A 14,134-nucleotide genomic window follows, 5' to 3' on the forward strand; every position below is an offset into this window, starting at 1 on the left:
GCTTTTCAATCTGAAGTCTATGAATGACGTGCGGTAGCAGCTCCTTTTTAATGCTCGGAGGCATGGCGGCCGATGTCCGGCCAGCGGTGGTGCAGATAGATCCAGGCGACCAGACCGATCAGCATCATCAGAATCGAGCCCGTGGCCAGCAGTGCGGCCGAATGCATGACCAGCGGTGCAATCACGCCGGCCACAAAGCCGTTGGCCACCGAGCCCACCACAGCCTGCAGCGAGGAGGCCAGGCCGCGCCGCGCAGGGTGGATGTCCAGCACCAGAAGCGTCACCACGGGCACCATCAGCGCCCAGCCGTAGGCGAACAGGCTGATGGGAATCAAGGCCCAGCTCACATGGGCGGGCCAGATCAGATTGGCCACCAGATTGATGATGGAGGTCACGCACATCACCAGAAAGCCGTGGCGGATCTGGCGCTTGGGCGGGATGCGTCCGGCCAGGCGTCCGCTGGTCCAGCTGCCGGCCATGATGCCGCCGATGGTGGCGATGAAGAACCAGAAGAACTGCGTGGGCTCGAGCTGCAAGATGTCGCCCAGAAAAGCCGGGGCCGACAGCAGATAGAGAAACATGCCGTTGAACGGAATGCCGCTGGCCAGGGCCAGCAGCAGAAAGCGCGGATCGGTGAGCAAGATGCCATAGCCCTGCATCAGCGGTCTGAACTGGAAGGGCTGGCGTTTTTGCGGCGGCAGCGATTCGGGCAGAAACTTGACGTTGATGAGCCAGAGCAGCACGCCCACGATGCTCAGGAACCAGAACACGGCCTGCCAGCTTAGGTGCACGAACAGCCAGCCGCCAATCACGGGAGCCAGCGCCGGCGCAACGCCGAAGAAGATGGTGATCTGCGCCATCACGCCCTGGGCCTGGGTCGGCGGAAAGATGTCGCGCACGATGGCGCGCGAGACCACGATGCCGGCACCGGTGGACAGGCCCTGCAGCGTGCGGAAGATCACCAGCTGGGTGATGTTTTGCGACAGCGCGCAGCCGGCCGAGGCGATGGTGAACATCACCAGTCCCCAGAGGATGACGGGGCGGCGTCCGAAGCTGTCGGCAAGGGCGCCATGAAACAGGTTCATGAAGGCAAAGCCCAGCAGGTAGGCAGACAGGGTCTGCTGCATTTCTACGGGGGTTGCGCCCAATGCCTTGGCAATGCCCGAGAAGGCGGGAATATAGGTGTCAACCGAGAACGGGCCGAGCATGCCGAGAATGGCAAGCAGCATGGCCAGAGTCCAACGCGGTCCGCGCCAGAACGTGGAGAGGTCGTTTTGCATAGTGAGTCTTGGGTGGGCAAATACTGCCCGGGGATGCCTGCATGATGCCTGATATGGCGCGGCTCCGGTGTCGGCACCCATGCTTTTGCAGATTCGGCGGCGCTTGGGCGCGGCCAAGAAAAAAGCCAAAGTTCCTGAGAACTTTGGCTTTTGAATTGTGGTGGGCCCTGAGTGATTCGAACACTCGACCAACGGATTAAGAGTCCGCTGCTCTACCAACTGAGCTAAGAGCCCGCCGGATAAACCGGAGGATCAATCTGAAGAATCAGACCGAATAAATTTTTGGTGGGCCCTGAGTGATTCGAACACTCGACCAACGGATTAAGAGTCCGCTGCTCTACCAACTGAGCTAAGAGCCCGCCGGATAAACCGGAGGATCAACCTGAAGAATCAGACTGAAGAAATTTTTGGTGGGCCCTGAGTGATTCGAACACTCGACCAACGGATTAAGAGTCCGCTGCTCTACCAACTGAGCTAAGAGCCCGCCGGAGTAAATCCGGAGGATCAATCTGAAGAATCAGACTGAAGAAATTTGGTGGGCCCTGAGTGATTCGAACACTCGACCAACGGATTAAGAGTCCGCTGCTCTACCAGCTGAGCTAAGAGCCCCACACAACGCCTGCGCTGCAAGCGAGACCGCAATTATGCGCTAATTCTGGAGGGCTTGCAGGAAAACCCGCGGGTTTTTTTAATCCAGTGCGTTGCGGCGTTGCAATTCGACGAACAGGCCCGCCTGGTCCAGGTCGCCCAGGCCGTTTTTCACTCCCTCGGCATAGAGCTGCTCCAGCAGGCCGGTGATGGGCGCGTCAAAGCCGACTTCCTCGGCCGTGGCGATGGCGTTGCGCATGTCCTTGAGCTGCACCGTCATGCGCCCACGTGGCGCAAAGTCGTGCTTGACCATGCGTTCGCCATGCACTTGCAGGATGCGGCTGTCGGCAAAGCCGCCGGAGATGGCTTCACGCACCTTGGCAGGGTCGGCACCGCCGCGTTCGGCCAGCAGCAGGGCTTCGGCCACGGCACCGATGGTGATGCCCACGATCATCTGGTTGGCCAGTTTCGCGAGCTGGCCTGCGCCATGCGGACCCACATGGGTGGCACGGCCCAGCGCGGCAAAGACAGGCAGGGCATGTTCGAAATCCGCAGCCTCGCCACCGGCCATGATGGCCAGCGTGCCGGCTTGCGCACCCAGCGTGCCGCCCGAGACGGGGGCATCCAGATGCCGCACGCCCAGCGCGGCAAGCTTGCCGGCATGTTCACGCGCTTCGCGTGGCTGGATGGAGGCCATGTCGATGAACAGCGAGCCATTGGGCATGGCGTCGGCAACCCCCAGCGTGAACAGCACTTCGCCCACGATGGCGCCGCTCTCCAGCAGGCTCACGGCGAAGTCCACGCCGCGTACGGCATCTGCCGCGCTGTCATGGATGCTCGCGCCATCGGCAGCCAGCGGCTCGGCCTTGGCGCGGGTGCGGTTCCAGACGTGGACCTCATGGCCGGCCTGGGCCAGGCGGCGGGCCATGGGCAGGCCCATCATGCCCGTGCCCAGAACTGCGATCTTCAATGTGTTCATGGCGTTGTTTCCCTGGAGCTTTTATGAATGACGACATGCTAAGCCCTGGTGAGGCCGCAATCGCGGCCATGATCACAGATCAGTTGTGCGCGCAGGATGCAGAAAAAGGGACAGCTGAAAACAACAAGGGCAGCCTGAGCTGCCCCTGATGCTTTTTTTGGAGGTTCACCTTCGCGCTGGTGAGTCGCGCTTTACGGCCTACATCAGCAGATGCTCGCCGGCGTTGTCGCCGCCGAGGATGACGTAGTTGACCTTGCGGATGTCCATGAGCTTGGTGCCGCCTGCGTAGCTGATGGAGGACTGCACGTCCTGCTGCATCTCGACCAGCGTATTCATCAGCGGGCCCTTGACGGGCTCCAGAATGCGCTTGCCTTCCACATGCTTGTACTCGCCCTTGTTGAAGTCGGAGGCCGAGCCGTAGTATTCCTTGAACAGTTGGCCGTCCACTTCCACGGTCTTGCCGGGCGACTCTTCATGGCCCGCAAACAGGGAGCCGATCATCACCATGGTGGCACCGAAACGGATGCTCTTGGCGATGTCGCCGTGGCTGCGGATACCGCCGTCGGCAATGATGGGCTTGGTCGCCACGCGGGCGCACCACTTGAGCGCCGACAACTGCCAGCCGCCCGTGCCGAAGCCGGTCTTGAGCTTGGTGATGCAAACCTTGCCGGGGCCCACGCCGACCTTGGTGGCGTCCGCACCCCAGTTTTCGAGGTCGATCACGGCCTCGGGCGTGGCGACGTTGCCGGCAATCACAAAGGCCGCAGGGATCTTAGCCTTGATGTAGGCAATCATGTTCTTCACGCTCTCGGCATGGCCGTGGGCAATGTCGATGGTGATGTATTCGGGGCAGATGCCGTCGGCCACGAAACGGTCCACCGTCTCGTAGTCCGGCTGCTTGACACCCAGAGAGATGGAGGCAAACAGTCCCTTGGACTGCATGTCCTTGGTGAAGGCCACGTTGTCGATGTCAAAACGGTGCATCACATAGAAGAAACCGTTTTGTGCCAGATAAGTGCAGATCTTCTCGTCCACCACCGTCTTCATGTTGGCGGGCACCACAGGCAGCTTGAAGCTGCGGTTGCCCAGCACCACGCTGGTGTCACATTCCGAACGGCTTTCCACGCGGCACATGCGGGGCAGCAGAAGAATGTTGTCGTAGTCGAAGATTTCCATGGTTCCAAGCTCCGGAAAAGGTCACGGCGGGAATCTCACCCACCTCAATTTTCAAGGATAGGCGCTTGGCTTGGAGCCCGGTTTTTGGCGGTGCCGGCATGCAGCAGGCAAAAAAAACCGGACCTCAAAAAACTTGGGCCCGGTGATTGATTCTATACGGCGCTGGCGCAAATCGTATGTCCAGACATCGTTATGAGGGTTATAAGGATTTTCTTATAGAGTCGCTCTTGCCCTGCGTCTCACCCGATGTGCCATAGACCCGCATGAAGGCATCCACGGCGCGCTCGGTGCACAGGGCAATCTCCTGCGCAGTAGGGGCGGGCAGGTGCTGGAACATGAAGCGCGGCAGCAGCTCGGCCTCCAGCAGCGCCAGCAGATGATGGCGCATGACCTCGGTATCGGCGCGGCGCAGCAGGCTGCGCTCTATGCCCTGCTGCAAAAAGGCGTTGATGGCAGCATTGCCGCGCGCCGGCCCCATGTCCCAGCAGCGTTGGCCGATATTGGCGCGCCCGCCTTCGGAAACCAGCAGGCGGCGCACGGCCATCACCTCCGGCGAATACAGCAGACCCAGGAAACGCTGGCCAAAGTTGCACAGCGTCTGCGCCGCATCGTCATTGCCGGTCTGCAGCGCCAGCATGGTGTTCTGGAAGTCGGCCTCGGAGGCCTGGAACATCACCTCCAGAAACAGCGCTTCCTTGGACGGGAAGTAGTTGTAGAGCGTGGCCTTGGAGCCGCCCAGCCGCGTGCAGATCTCGGACATGGAAGTGCGCTCGAAGCCCAGTTCGCCAAAGGTGGCCGCTGCAACGTCAATGATGGCTTGTCGCTTTTCTTCCGTTTTGGTGCGCATGGGGCGAAATGTCCTGGGGCGGTTGTGATGTCTTTCAGTGTAGCGCTTGCGATCTCAAACGCTGGAAACATATACTGTACCGTACAGTTCATTATTAAAGTATTTCATGACTCAATGCATAGCCGCTGCGCCGCAGAGGATTCGGCGCGGGCGCCATGGCTGGTGGGTTCTGGGCTTGCCGGCGGTTCTGGCAGCCTGTGCCCAGATTCCCGAATGGGAGGGCAAGGCCATGCTGGCGCAGCCCGTGCCCGAGACTCTGCAGGCTGCAAGCCATGCCCCGCCCATGGACTGGCCCACCCAGCAATGGTGGCAGCGCTATGGCGACGCACAGCTCGATCAGCTGATCGCCGAGGCTCTGGAGGGCGCTCCCGATATGGCGGCCGCCGCAGCCCGCGTGCTGCAGGCCAGGGCCATGCTGGGCGTGAGCGAGGCGGCTTCTGCGCCGCAGCTTTCCGCCCGCGCCTCGGTCAGCGAGGACAAGCTCAGCTACAACCATCTGACGCCAGAGGCCTTCGCGCCGCGCGGCATGAATGACTACGGCCGCGCCACGCTGGACCTGAGCTGGTCGCTGGATCTGTGGGGCAAGCAGCGCGCAGCCGTGGCCGCCGCTGCCGGCGAGCTGGCAGCGCGCGAGGCCGATGCAGCCCAGGCGCGTCTCTTGCTGTCCAGCAATGTGGCCCTGGCCTATGCGCAGCTGCTGCGCCTGGCCGCCAATGCGCAGACGCTGGAGCAATCGGTGCAGGTGCGCCGGACCACGGCCGAGTTGTTTGAGCAGCGCTATGCCAACGGGCTCGAAAACCAGGGCAGCGTGCACAGCGCCAGGGCGCGTCTGGCAGCCGCGCAGGCCGAGCTGGCACAGATGCAGGAGCAGGTCGCCTTGCAGCGCAACAGCATTGCTGCGCTGATCGGAGCCGCTCCCGATCGTGGTGCGGCCATCGTGCTCGATGCCGGGCGCCTGCAATCGCCGTGGCAGCAGCAATGGGCCTTGCCCGAGCAGTTGCCGGCGCATCTGCTGGGCCGTCGCCCCGATGTGGTGGCCGCCCGACTGCAGGCACAGGCGCTGGAGTCGCGCGTGGCATCGCAGCAGGCCGAGTTCTATCCCGATGTGAATCTCAGCGCCTTTGTCGGCGTGCAGTCGCTGGGCCTGGACATGCTGAGCCGCAGCGGCTCCGGCATCGCCAGCCTGGGCCCGGCCGTCAGCCTGCCGATCTTCAATGGCGGCCGCTTGCGCTCGCAACTGGGGGCAGCGCGTGCCCGTTATGACGAGGCGGTGGCCCAGTACCGCAGCACGCTCAACCGGGCCTTGCAGGAGGTGGCGGACAACGCCGTCAGCCAGCGAGCTCTGCAGCAGCAGCTGACGGCCATGCAGCAGGCCGTGACGGCCGCGACCGAGGCGCATCGCGTGGCGCGCAACCGCTATGAGGGCGGGCTGGCGCGCTATCTCGATGTGCTGTCGGCCGAAGACCAGTTGCTGGCCAGCGTGCGCCAGCTGGTCGATGTGCAGTCGCGTGCGCTGACGCTCGATATCAGTCTGCATCGCGCACTGGGCGGCGGCTGGAGCGAGTCCACCGGCGCCTCTGATGCGACCGTGCCAGAGGCCTGAGCCACTTTCCAGAACTGAATCACGACTTGCGCAAAACAGGTTCGGGCAAGACGACTGCCTCAGCAGGCAGGCTGTGATTGCAGTCTTGTTTGCGTGACTCCCATGAATATTTCCGAGGTTTTTTTGTATGACTGAAAACGCTTCTTCCGTGAGCGCGAATCCTGCCGTGCGCGAACAGCGCCGCAACCGGTTGCTGGCCGGGCTGGCTGGCGTGGTGCTGCTTGGCGGTGCGGTTGCCGGCGCCTATTGGTGGCTGCATGCCTCCCGCTTCGTCTCCACCGACAACGCCTATGCGGCGGCCGAGGTGGCGCAGGTCACGCCCTCCATAGGCGGCACGGTGCTGGAGGTACTGGTCAGGGACACCCAGGCCGTGAAGCAAGGCGATGTGCTGGTGCGCATCGATCCCACGGACGCCAGGCTGGCACTGGCTCAGGCCGAGGCCGAGCTGGCCCGTGCCATGCGCCGCGTCAAGGGCTATGTGGCCAATGATGGCGGCCTCAAGGCCCAGGTGACGGCGCGCGAGGCCGACGAAAAGCGCGCGGCCGCGCAGCTGCTGGCGGCCGAGGCCGATATGGAACGTGCCACCATCGACCTGCAGCGGCGCCAGGCCCTGGCCAAGAGCGGTTCGGTCTCGGGCGAGGAGCTGACGCAGGCGCAGAACGCTTTTGCCGCAGCCAAGGCGCAGCTGGCATCGGCCGTGGCCGCGCAGGCACAGGCCAGGGCCAACCGCGAAGCCGCCGTGGGCGCCAAGCAGGTCAACGCCACCTTGATCGAGGGTGCAGATGCAGAGACCAACCCCGAAGTTCAGCTGGCGCAGGCGCGGCGCGATCAGGCCCAGGTCGATCTGGATCGCAGCACGGTGCGCGCTCCCGTCGATGGCGTGGTGGCCAAGCGCAGCGTGCAGATCGGGCAGCGCGTGCAGGCAGGCGCGCCCTTGATGACGGTGGTGCCGGTGCAGCAGATCTATGTGGATGCCAACTTCAAGGAAGGCCAGCTGGGCAAGGTGCGCGTGGGCCAGCGCGTGCAGCTGCAGTCCGATCTGTACGGCAGTGATGTGAAGTACAGCGGCACTGTGGTGGGCTTCAGCGGCGGCTCCGGCTCGGCGTTTGCGGCCATTCCCGCGCAGAACGCCACGGGCAACTGGATCAAGGTGGTGCAGCGCCTGCCAGTGCGCATTCAGCTCGATGCCGCCGAGCTGGCCAGGAACCCGCTGCGCGTGGGCCTATCCATGCAGGTGACGGTGGACACCCGCAGCGGCCCTGCCGACGCAGCCGGCGTGGCGACCACGGCCGCGCAGTGAGCGTCTCATGAGCGATCACAACGCAAGTGCGGCCACGGCGGCCGATGCGCCCGCCGTGCCCATGGCCGCCGGCATGGTGCCGCTGACGGGGGGCACGCTGTGGCTGGCGGCCCTGGTGCTGGCCGCGGCCAATTTCATGGCCGTGCTGGACATGACGGTGGCCAATGTCTCCGTGCCCATCATTGCCGGCAACCTGGGCGCGACCACCAGCCAGGGCACCTGGGTCATCACCAGCTATGCGGTGGCCGAGGCCATCACCGTGCCGCTGACCGGCTGGCTGGCGGCACGCTTCGGCGCGGTGCGCGTGTTTGCCACGGCCATGGGCTTGTTCGGCCTGGCATCGCTGCTGTGCGGCTTGGCCAATTCGCTGGGCATGCTGGTGTTTGCGCGTATCTTGCAGGGTCTGGCCGGCGGCCCGCTGATGCCGCTGTCCCAGTCGCTGCTGCTGCGCATTTTCCCGCCGCGCATGGCGCCCGCGGCGATCGGCCTGTGGTCCATGACCACGCTGATCGCGCCCGTGCTGGGCCCCATCGTGGGCGGCTGGATCTGCGACGAGTACACCTGGCACTGGATCTTTCTGATCAATATCCCGGTGGCCCTGGTGTGCGCGTTCGCGGTCTGGCATCTGGTCAGGCGCTACGAGCAGCCGCTGCTCAAGAACCCCATAGACACCGTGGGCCTGATGTTGCTCATCGTCTGGGTGGGTTCGCTGCAGCTGATGCTGGACGAAGGCAAGAACCTGGACTGGTTTGCCTCGCCCATGATCGTGGCGCTGGCCGTGGTCGCCGTGGTGGGCTTTGCGGCCTTCATGATCTGGGAGCTGCATGCCGAGCACCCGATCGTTGATCTGCGCGTCTTCAGGCATCGCGGCTTTTCCATGGCCGTGCTGACCATCAGTCTGGCCTTTGCGGCCTTCTTCGCCGTCAATGTGCTCACGCCGCTGTGGCTGCAGAGCTTCATGGGCTACACGGCCACGCTGGCGGGTCTGGTCACGGCCTGGACGGGCTTGTTCGCGCTCTTCGTGGCGCCGGCTGCCGCCGGGCTGGCGGCCCGGGTGGACCCGCGCCGGCTGATCTTTGGCGGCGTGTTCTGGATGGGGGTGATAACCTGCTGGCGCGCGTTTGCGACCACGGACATGGGTTATTGGGACATCGCCCTGCCGCTGATGTTCATGGGGCTGGGTCTGCCGTTCTTCTTCATACCGACCACCGGGCTGGCGCTGGCCAGCGTGGAGCCGCAGGAGATGGACAACGCCGCCGGCCTGATGAACTTTCTGCGCACCCTGTCGGGCGCGGCTGCGGTCTCCGTGGTCAACACGGCCTGGGAGAACGGCACGACGCGCAAGCATGCGGATCTGGTGGGTTTGAGCGATGCCAGCGGCGAGGTGTTGCACGGGCTGCAGCAGTCGGGCATGAGTCCCGATGCGGCGCTGTCGGCGCTCGAACAGCTCATCACCAGCCAGAGCGTGATGCTGGCCACCAACCAGATCATGTTCATCATCGCGGGCGGCTTTGTGCTGGCGGCCTGCGCGATCTGGCTGGCACCCAGGCCGAGCCGCACGGTCGAGCCCGGTGCGGGCGGCCATTGAGTCCCATGGCTTAATGAATTGATAGCTGCTTGCGCTTGGTATGCATGAATTTCAGATATGAAGATGTCTGAAATCCATATGCATCAAGCGCAAGCAGCTTTTCTTTCTGGAGCATGAAGCCGCGAAAGCAGCAGCAAGTCGAAGGGAGTCGCCAGCATTTCTACAATGGGGGGCTATGTTCCCGATCGACCTGCTTGACTCCGCGCCAGACGGTGCAAATTCCGGCGCCAACCCCGCCTCTCACTCGCCCCTGCTGACCGGCCTCAATGACGAGCAGCTGGCCGCAGTGACCCTGCCTGCGGGCCATGCGCTGATTCTGGCGGGTGCCGGCTCGGGCAAGACGCGCGTGCTGACCACGCGCATCGCCTGGCTGCTGCAGACCGGGCAGGCCACGCCCGGCTCCATCATGGCCGTGACCTTCACCAACAAGGCCGCCAAGGAGATGCTTACGCGCCTGTCGGCCATGCTGCCCTACAACGTGCGCGGCATGTGGATAGGCACGTTCCACGGCCTGTGCAACCGACTGCTGCGCGCCCACTATCAGGCCGCGAAGTTGCCCCAGGCGTTTCAGATTCTGGATACGCAAGACCAGCTCTCGGCCATCAAGCGCCTGTGCAAGCAGTTCAATGTGGATGACGAGCGCTTTCCGCCCAAGCAACTGATGTACTTCATCGCGGGCTGCAAGGAAGAGGGCATGCGCCCTGGCGATGTGGTGGCGACCGACCCCGACACTCGCAAGAAAGTGGAGCTGTACCAGCTCTACGAAGAGCAATGCCAGCGCGAAGGCGTGGTCGATTTCGGCGAGCTGATGCTGCGCAGCTACGAGTTGCTGCGTGACGATGCCCATCTGCGTCACCACTACCAGCGCCGCTTCCAGCATATCCTGGTGGACGAGTTCCAGGACACCAACAAGCTGCAGTACCAGTGGCTCAAGCAACTGGCGGGCGACGATGTGGGCGGGCGCTACGAGTCGGCCGCCAGCGTGATTGCCGTGGGTGACGACGACCAGAGCATCTATGCCTTTCGCGGAGCGCGCGTGGGCAATATGGCGGACTTCATCCGCGAGTTCGACGTCAAAAACCAGATCAAGCTGGAGCAGAACTACCGCTCCTTCAGCAACATCCTCGACTGCGCCAACGCGCTGATCAGCCACAATAGCAACCGCCTTGGCAAGAACCTGCGCACCAGCCAGGGCCCGGGCGAGCCGGTGCGTATCTACGAGGCGCCCAGCGATCTGGCCGAGGCTGCGTGGATGGTCGACGAGATCAAGCAGCTGGTCAGAAACGATGGCTTCACACGCCAGGAAATTGCCGTGCTCTACCGCAGCAATGCGCAAAGCCGGGTGATCGAATCGGCGCTGTTCAATTCCAAAATTCCCTACCGTGTGTACGGCGGCCTGCGCTTTTTCGAGCGCGCCGAAATCAAGCACGCCCTGGCCTATCTGCGCCTGCTGGAGAATCCGCACGACGACACCAGTTTCCTGCGTGTGGTGAACTTTCCCGCACGCGGCATAGGCGCGCGCACGATCGAAGTCCTGCAGGACACGGCACGCAGCAGCGGCACTTCGCTGAGCGACGCCGTCACCGCCGTGGGCGGCGCGGCTGGCACCAAGCTGCAGGGCTTTGTGGCCCAGATCGATGTGCTGCGCGAGCAGACGCAGGGGCGCACTCTGCGTGAAATCATCGAGACCGTGGAAGAGCAAAGCGGGCTGATAGAGCATTACCGCAACGAGAAAGAGGGCGCGGACCGCATCGAGAACTTGCAGGAACTGGTCACGGCTGCCGAGAGCTTTGTGACCCAGGAAGGCTTTGGCCGCGATGCCGTGGCCATGCCGCTGGACGAGCAGCAGAATGCGCCGCAGCTGAGCCAGTCGCCCGTCAGCCAGGGGCTGGACCCGAATCAGCCGCTGCTGGACGAGGCGCTCAAGGCGCCGGCCGGTACGGCAGCCTCCATGGTCAATGCGGACACCGGCGAGACGCTGTCGCCGCTGCAGGCTTTTCTCGTGCATGCGGCGCTGGAAGCGGGCGACAACCAGGCCCAGGCAGGCCAGGATGCGGTGCAATTGATGACCGTGCATGCCTCCAAGGGCCTGGAGTTCGATGCCGTGTTCATCGGCGGCGTGGAGGAAGGCCTGTTCCCGCACGAGAACGCCATGATGGATCGTGGCGGTCTGGAGGAGGAGCGGCGCCTGGCCTATGTGGCTATCACGCGTGCGCGCAAGCGTCTGTATCTGAGCCATTCGCAGACGCGCATGCTGCATGGCCAGACGCGTTACAACGTCAAAAGCCGCTTCTTTGACGAGCTGCCCGAAGAAGCGCTCAAGTGGATCACGCCCAGGCAAAGCGGCTTTGGCAGTTTTGCGCCCTCTTCAGGCGCCGGTGGAACTTGGGGATCAAGGGCTGGAGGTCAATACGGCTCGGGCTGGGGCGGCAAGCAGACCGAAGTCTTTGCCAGCCCGCCCGTGCCGCAGCAAAAGGCCGAGCCCGCGCACGGCATTAAGGCTGGTATCGCGGTGTTCCACAACAAGTTCGGTGAGGGCAAGGTGCTGGCGGTGGAGGGCACGGGTGACGATGCGCGCGCCCAGGTCAGCTTCGGCCGCCATGGCACCAAGTGGCTGGCGCTGGCGATTGCCAAGCTGACGATTGTGGACTGAGGCATAGCGCCTTTGCCCAGTAAAAAGCCGCCTTGTAGAAGGCGGCTTTTTTATGAGGCGTTGGCGCTTATTTGGCGCTGAGCTTCATCTGGGCGGGCGAGGCCGTGATGTAGCCCACGGCGGAGCCGAACTTGTCCTTGTAGTTGGCCTTGATCAGCGGATCCAGCTGGGTCTTGACGTTGGCGTGGATGCCGCCCCAGTCGCCAGCGTGCTGGAAGTTGCTCATGATGTAGGTCCAGCCGTTGATCTCGTCCACGGCATGCAGGCCGGTGGATTCACCACCTGCGGGCACGGACAGCACGCGCGACAGCTGCTTGGTGTCCACGTTGTAGGCCCACATGAAGTTGTTGACGTGCTGGCTGCTGTCCTCGCCGATGAACAGGGTGCGCATTTTCTCCGAGAACTTGAGGTTGTCGGGGTTGGCAATCTTGTTGGGGTTGGCGGTGTTACCCAGGGCGTCGCCCTTGAGGGTCTTGCCGTCGCTGTCCAGCAGATCCTCGCCAGCCAGCAGGGGAGCGGTGTCCACGGGCATCCATTCGCTGTTGATGGCCGTGCCGGTCGTGTCCTTCTGGCCGCCCTTGAGGTTCAGCGCCATCACCACGCCGGCGACCAGCTGCTTGGGCACGGAGACGCCGTTGCCAGGCACGTTGGCGGCATTGCCGGCCACCATGGAGGACTGCACGTTCTGCAGGGCGGAGTAGGCGATCTTGTCCTTGGCGTTGACGGTCGTGCCTTCCATCTTGGTGAAGCCCAGGCTGGCACCCTTGAAGGCTGCATAGCGATGGGTTTCGAGGAAGGCGGCGGCCTTGTCCATGCCGGGGTTGATCTTGATCCACTCGGTCTTGCCGTTGGCCACGATCTTGGTGTAGCTGGAGTCGCTCGGGTCGGCCTTGAGCACGGTCATGATGTCCGCAGGCTTGAGCGTGTTGGCCAGGTTCTCGATCTCGGTGCTGGTGGCAGAACCCAGCTTGATCCAGGTCAGGGGTGCAGCGCTCTTGGTGGCAGGGTCGATGGAGAAGCCCGCGCCGACCTTGGCGGCATACAGCGTGCCCGACGACAGGTCTTTTTCCTTGTCTGCCACGAAGACGAAATAGCCGCTGTTGGTGGCATCGTCACCCATGAGGGCGGTGCGCTGGTCGGGCATGACCTGCACCAGCTCGTGCGAGATGCGGCCCATGCAGAAGTGCTTCTTGATGGTGGCCGTGCCGTCGACATTGACGATCACTTCGGGCATGTGGCCGTAGTGGTAAGGGTTAGCCTTGTTCTGGTCGCCATACAGGTTCTGGCTGTAAGCCTGGAACATGGTGTTGCTGCCGATGCTGAAGGCATCGGGCTCGTACTCTTCCGACGACAGATGGGTGCCCCAGGGCGACAGGCTGGCACCGCAGGTGATCCACAGTCCATGAACCTTGGAGGTGTCCACATTGTGGTATTTCACCAGGCTCAGCTTGCCGGTGCTCTGGTCCTGGTCCAGCGTCAGCACGGCGATGGGCGAGGGCAGCTTGCCGTACATATCGGTCTTGCCGTCCTGAGCCCAGGTGGTGTACTCGAACTGCACCACTGCAAAGACGGGCTTGCCCTTGACGCCTTCTACCTTGGCATCAGGAACGGTCAGCAACGAGGTGCCGTCGGGCGAATCGGAGAAGAAGTGGCGCTCTTTGCCAGCGACCGTCTTGTCGATGATCTTGTTGTTGTAGATGTCGTAGTAACCACCGGCCAGCACCTGGTCGCCCTTGCCGTTGGAGACCATGTCGCCGGTCACGAAGAAAGGCTGATAGCCCAGGTCGTAGACCTGCTCGCTCTTGTCGTCGAAAGCGACCTTGAGCTGCGAGGCCGCATACATGGTCGCCATCTTGTCAGGGGTGCTCAGCGTAGGCGCGGCCATGCTGGTGAAGGTGGCGGAAACATAGTTCTTGGTGACGGGAGGCGTCGTAGGCGTTGTCGGGGTGTCGTCATCACCACCACCACATGCGGCTAGCAGGCTGGATGCGGACACGACCGAACCCAGTGGGAGCAGAGGAGCGCCGGAAAAGAGTTGCAGGGCCTTACGACGGCTGAGCAGATTTTGTGCCATGAGAGTTTCGCAGTGTGGGGTGAAGCGCAGACTTGGGGCCGCGCTG

General features: G+C 63.3%; 10 protein-coding genes and 4 tRNA genes. 5 read left to right on the plus strand and 9 right to left on the minus strand.

Features of this window, described 5'->3' with window-relative positions; all coding sequences use genetic code 11:
- Positions 1-47: 47 nt before the first annotated feature.
- From MPZ60_RS04845 to MPZ60_RS04870, 6 genes are all read right to left on the minus strand, one after another.
- Positions 48-1,280, minus strand: coding sequence for a multidrug effflux MFS transporter (locus MPZ60_RS04845; protein WP_034356577.1), 1,233 nt, complete (start codon positions 1,278-1,280; stop codon positions 48-50).
- Positions 1,281-1,438: 158 nt separating this feature from the next.
- Positions 1,439-1,514 (minus strand) — tRNA-Lys (locus tag MPZ60_RS04850).
- Between the two features lie 49 nt (positions 1,515-1,563).
- A tRNA-Lys gene (locus MPZ60_RS04855) sits at positions 1,564-1,639 on the minus strand.
- Positions 1,640-1,688: 49 nt separating this feature from the next.
- A tRNA-Lys gene (locus MPZ60_RS04860) sits at positions 1,689-1,764 on the minus strand.
- Between the two features lie 49 nt (positions 1,765-1,813).
- Positions 1,814-1,889 (minus strand) — tRNA-Lys (locus MPZ60_RS04865).
- Between the two features lie 79 nt (positions 1,890-1,968).
- A complete protein-coding gene (locus MPZ60_RS04870) occupies positions 1,969-2,847 on the minus strand; it encodes an NAD(P)-dependent oxidoreductase (RefSeq protein ID WP_034353217.1) in 879 nt (292 codons plus the stop codon).
- 23 nt (positions 2,848-2,870) lie between these two features.
- Between MPZ60_RS04870 and MPZ60_RS25130 the strand changes: the two genes are divergently transcribed.
- A complete protein-coding gene (locus tag MPZ60_RS25130) occupies positions 2,871-2,996 on the plus strand; it encodes a hypothetical protein (protein WP_255777529.1) in 126 nt (41 codons plus the stop codon).
- A 49-nt stretch (positions 2,997-3,045) separates the two neighbouring features.
- Here MPZ60_RS25130 and MPZ60_RS04875 read toward each other — a convergent pair whose 3' ends face one another.
- Positions 3,046-4,023 carry a GMP reductase gene (locus tag MPZ60_RS04875; protein WP_012837214.1) on the minus strand — a complete coding sequence of 326 codons (978 nt, stop codon included), beginning with the start codon at positions 4,021-4,023 and terminating at the stop codon, positions 3,046-3,048.
- A gap of 199 nt (positions 4,024-4,222) precedes the next feature.
- Entirely contained in the window at positions 4,223-4,870 is a 648-nt protein-coding gene (locus MPZ60_RS04880; protein WP_034353221.1) for a TetR/AcrR family transcriptional regulator, read from the minus strand.
- 106 nt (positions 4,871-4,976) lie between these two features.
- On the opposite strand from MPZ60_RS04880, the gene MPZ60_RS04885 reads away from it, so the two are divergent.
- The 4 genes from MPZ60_RS04885 (at position 4,977) to MPZ60_RS04900 (ending at position 12,014) form a co-directional block, all read left to right on the plus strand.
- Positions 4,977-6,473 (plus strand): efflux transporter outer membrane subunit, encoded by a 1,497-nt coding sequence (locus MPZ60_RS04885; RefSeq protein ID WP_034353225.1) that lies wholly within the window; start codon positions 4,977-4,979, stop codon positions 6,471-6,473.
- Positions 6,474-6,600: 127 nt separating this feature from the next.
- Positions 6,601-7,773 carry an HlyD family secretion protein gene (locus MPZ60_RS04890; protein WP_034353229.1) on the plus strand — a complete coding sequence of 391 codons (1,173 nt, stop codon included), beginning with the start codon at positions 6,601-6,603 and terminating at the stop codon, positions 7,771-7,773.
- A 7-nt stretch (positions 7,774-7,780) separates the two neighbouring features.
- Positions 7,781-9,361 carry a DHA2 family efflux MFS transporter permease subunit gene (locus MPZ60_RS04895; protein ID WP_034353232.1) on the plus strand — a complete coding sequence of 527 codons (1,581 nt, stop codon included), beginning with the start codon at positions 7,781-7,783 and terminating at the stop codon, positions 9,359-9,361.
- A gap of 175 nt (positions 9,362-9,536) precedes the next feature.
- Positions 9,537-12,014 (plus strand): UvrD-helicase domain-containing protein, encoded by a 2,478-nt coding sequence (locus tag MPZ60_RS04900; protein ID WP_034353235.1) that lies wholly within the window; start codon positions 9,537-9,539, stop codon positions 12,012-12,014.
- A 67-nt stretch (positions 12,015-12,081) separates the two neighbouring features.
- Here MPZ60_RS04900 and MPZ60_RS04905 read toward each other — a convergent pair whose 3' ends face one another.
- Positions 12,082-14,088 carry a PhoX family phosphatase gene (locus MPZ60_RS04905; RefSeq protein ID WP_034353237.1) on the minus strand — a complete coding sequence of 669 codons (2,007 nt, stop codon included), beginning with the start codon at positions 14,086-14,088 and terminating at the stop codon, positions 12,082-12,084.
- Positions 14,089-14,134 lie beyond the last annotated feature (46 nt).

Origin of the sequence: Comamonas sp. 7D-2 (assembly GCF_022749555.1) — a bacterium.
GTDB classification, from domain to species: Bacteria; Pseudomonadota; Gammaproteobacteria; order Burkholderiales; family Burkholderiaceae_C; genus Comamonas; species Comamonas thiooxydans.

Coding starts and splice junctions, on each gene's coding strand:
- MPZ60_RS04845 (WP_034356577.1), bottom strand. CDS start 1,280: ATGCAAAACGACCTCTCCACGTTCTGGCGCGGACCGCGTTGGACTCTG.
- MPZ60_RS04870 (WP_034353217.1), bottom strand. CDS start 2,847: ATGAACACATTGAAGATCGCAGTTCTGGGCACGGGCATGATGGGCCTG.
- MPZ60_RS25130 (WP_255777529.1), top strand. CDS start 2,871: ATGAATGACGACATGCTAAGCCCTGGTGAGGCCGCAATCGCGGCCATG.
- MPZ60_RS04875 (WP_012837214.1), bottom strand. CDS start 4,023: ATGGAAATCTTCGACTACGACAACATTCTTCTGCTGCCCCGCATGTGC.
- MPZ60_RS04880 (WP_034353221.1), bottom strand. CDS start 4,870: ATGCGCACCAAAACGGAAGAAAAGCGACAAGCCATCATTGACGTTGCA.
- MPZ60_RS04885 (WP_034353225.1), top strand. CDS start 4,977: ATGACTCAATGCATAGCCGCTGCGCCGCAGAGGATTCGGCGCGGGCGC.
- MPZ60_RS04890 (WP_034353229.1), top strand. CDS start 6,601: ATGACTGAAAACGCTTCTTCCGTGAGCGCGAATCCTGCCGTGCGCGAA.
- MPZ60_RS04895 (WP_034353232.1), top strand. CDS start 7,781: ATGAGCGATCACAACGCAAGTGCGGCCACGGCGGCCGATGCGCCCGCC.
- MPZ60_RS04900 (WP_034353235.1), top strand. CDS start 9,537: ATGTTCCCGATCGACCTGCTTGACTCCGCGCCAGACGGTGCAAATTCC.
- MPZ60_RS04905 (WP_034353237.1), bottom strand. CDS start 14,088: ATGGCACAAAATCTGCTCAGCCGTCGTAAGGCCCTGCAACTCTTTTCC.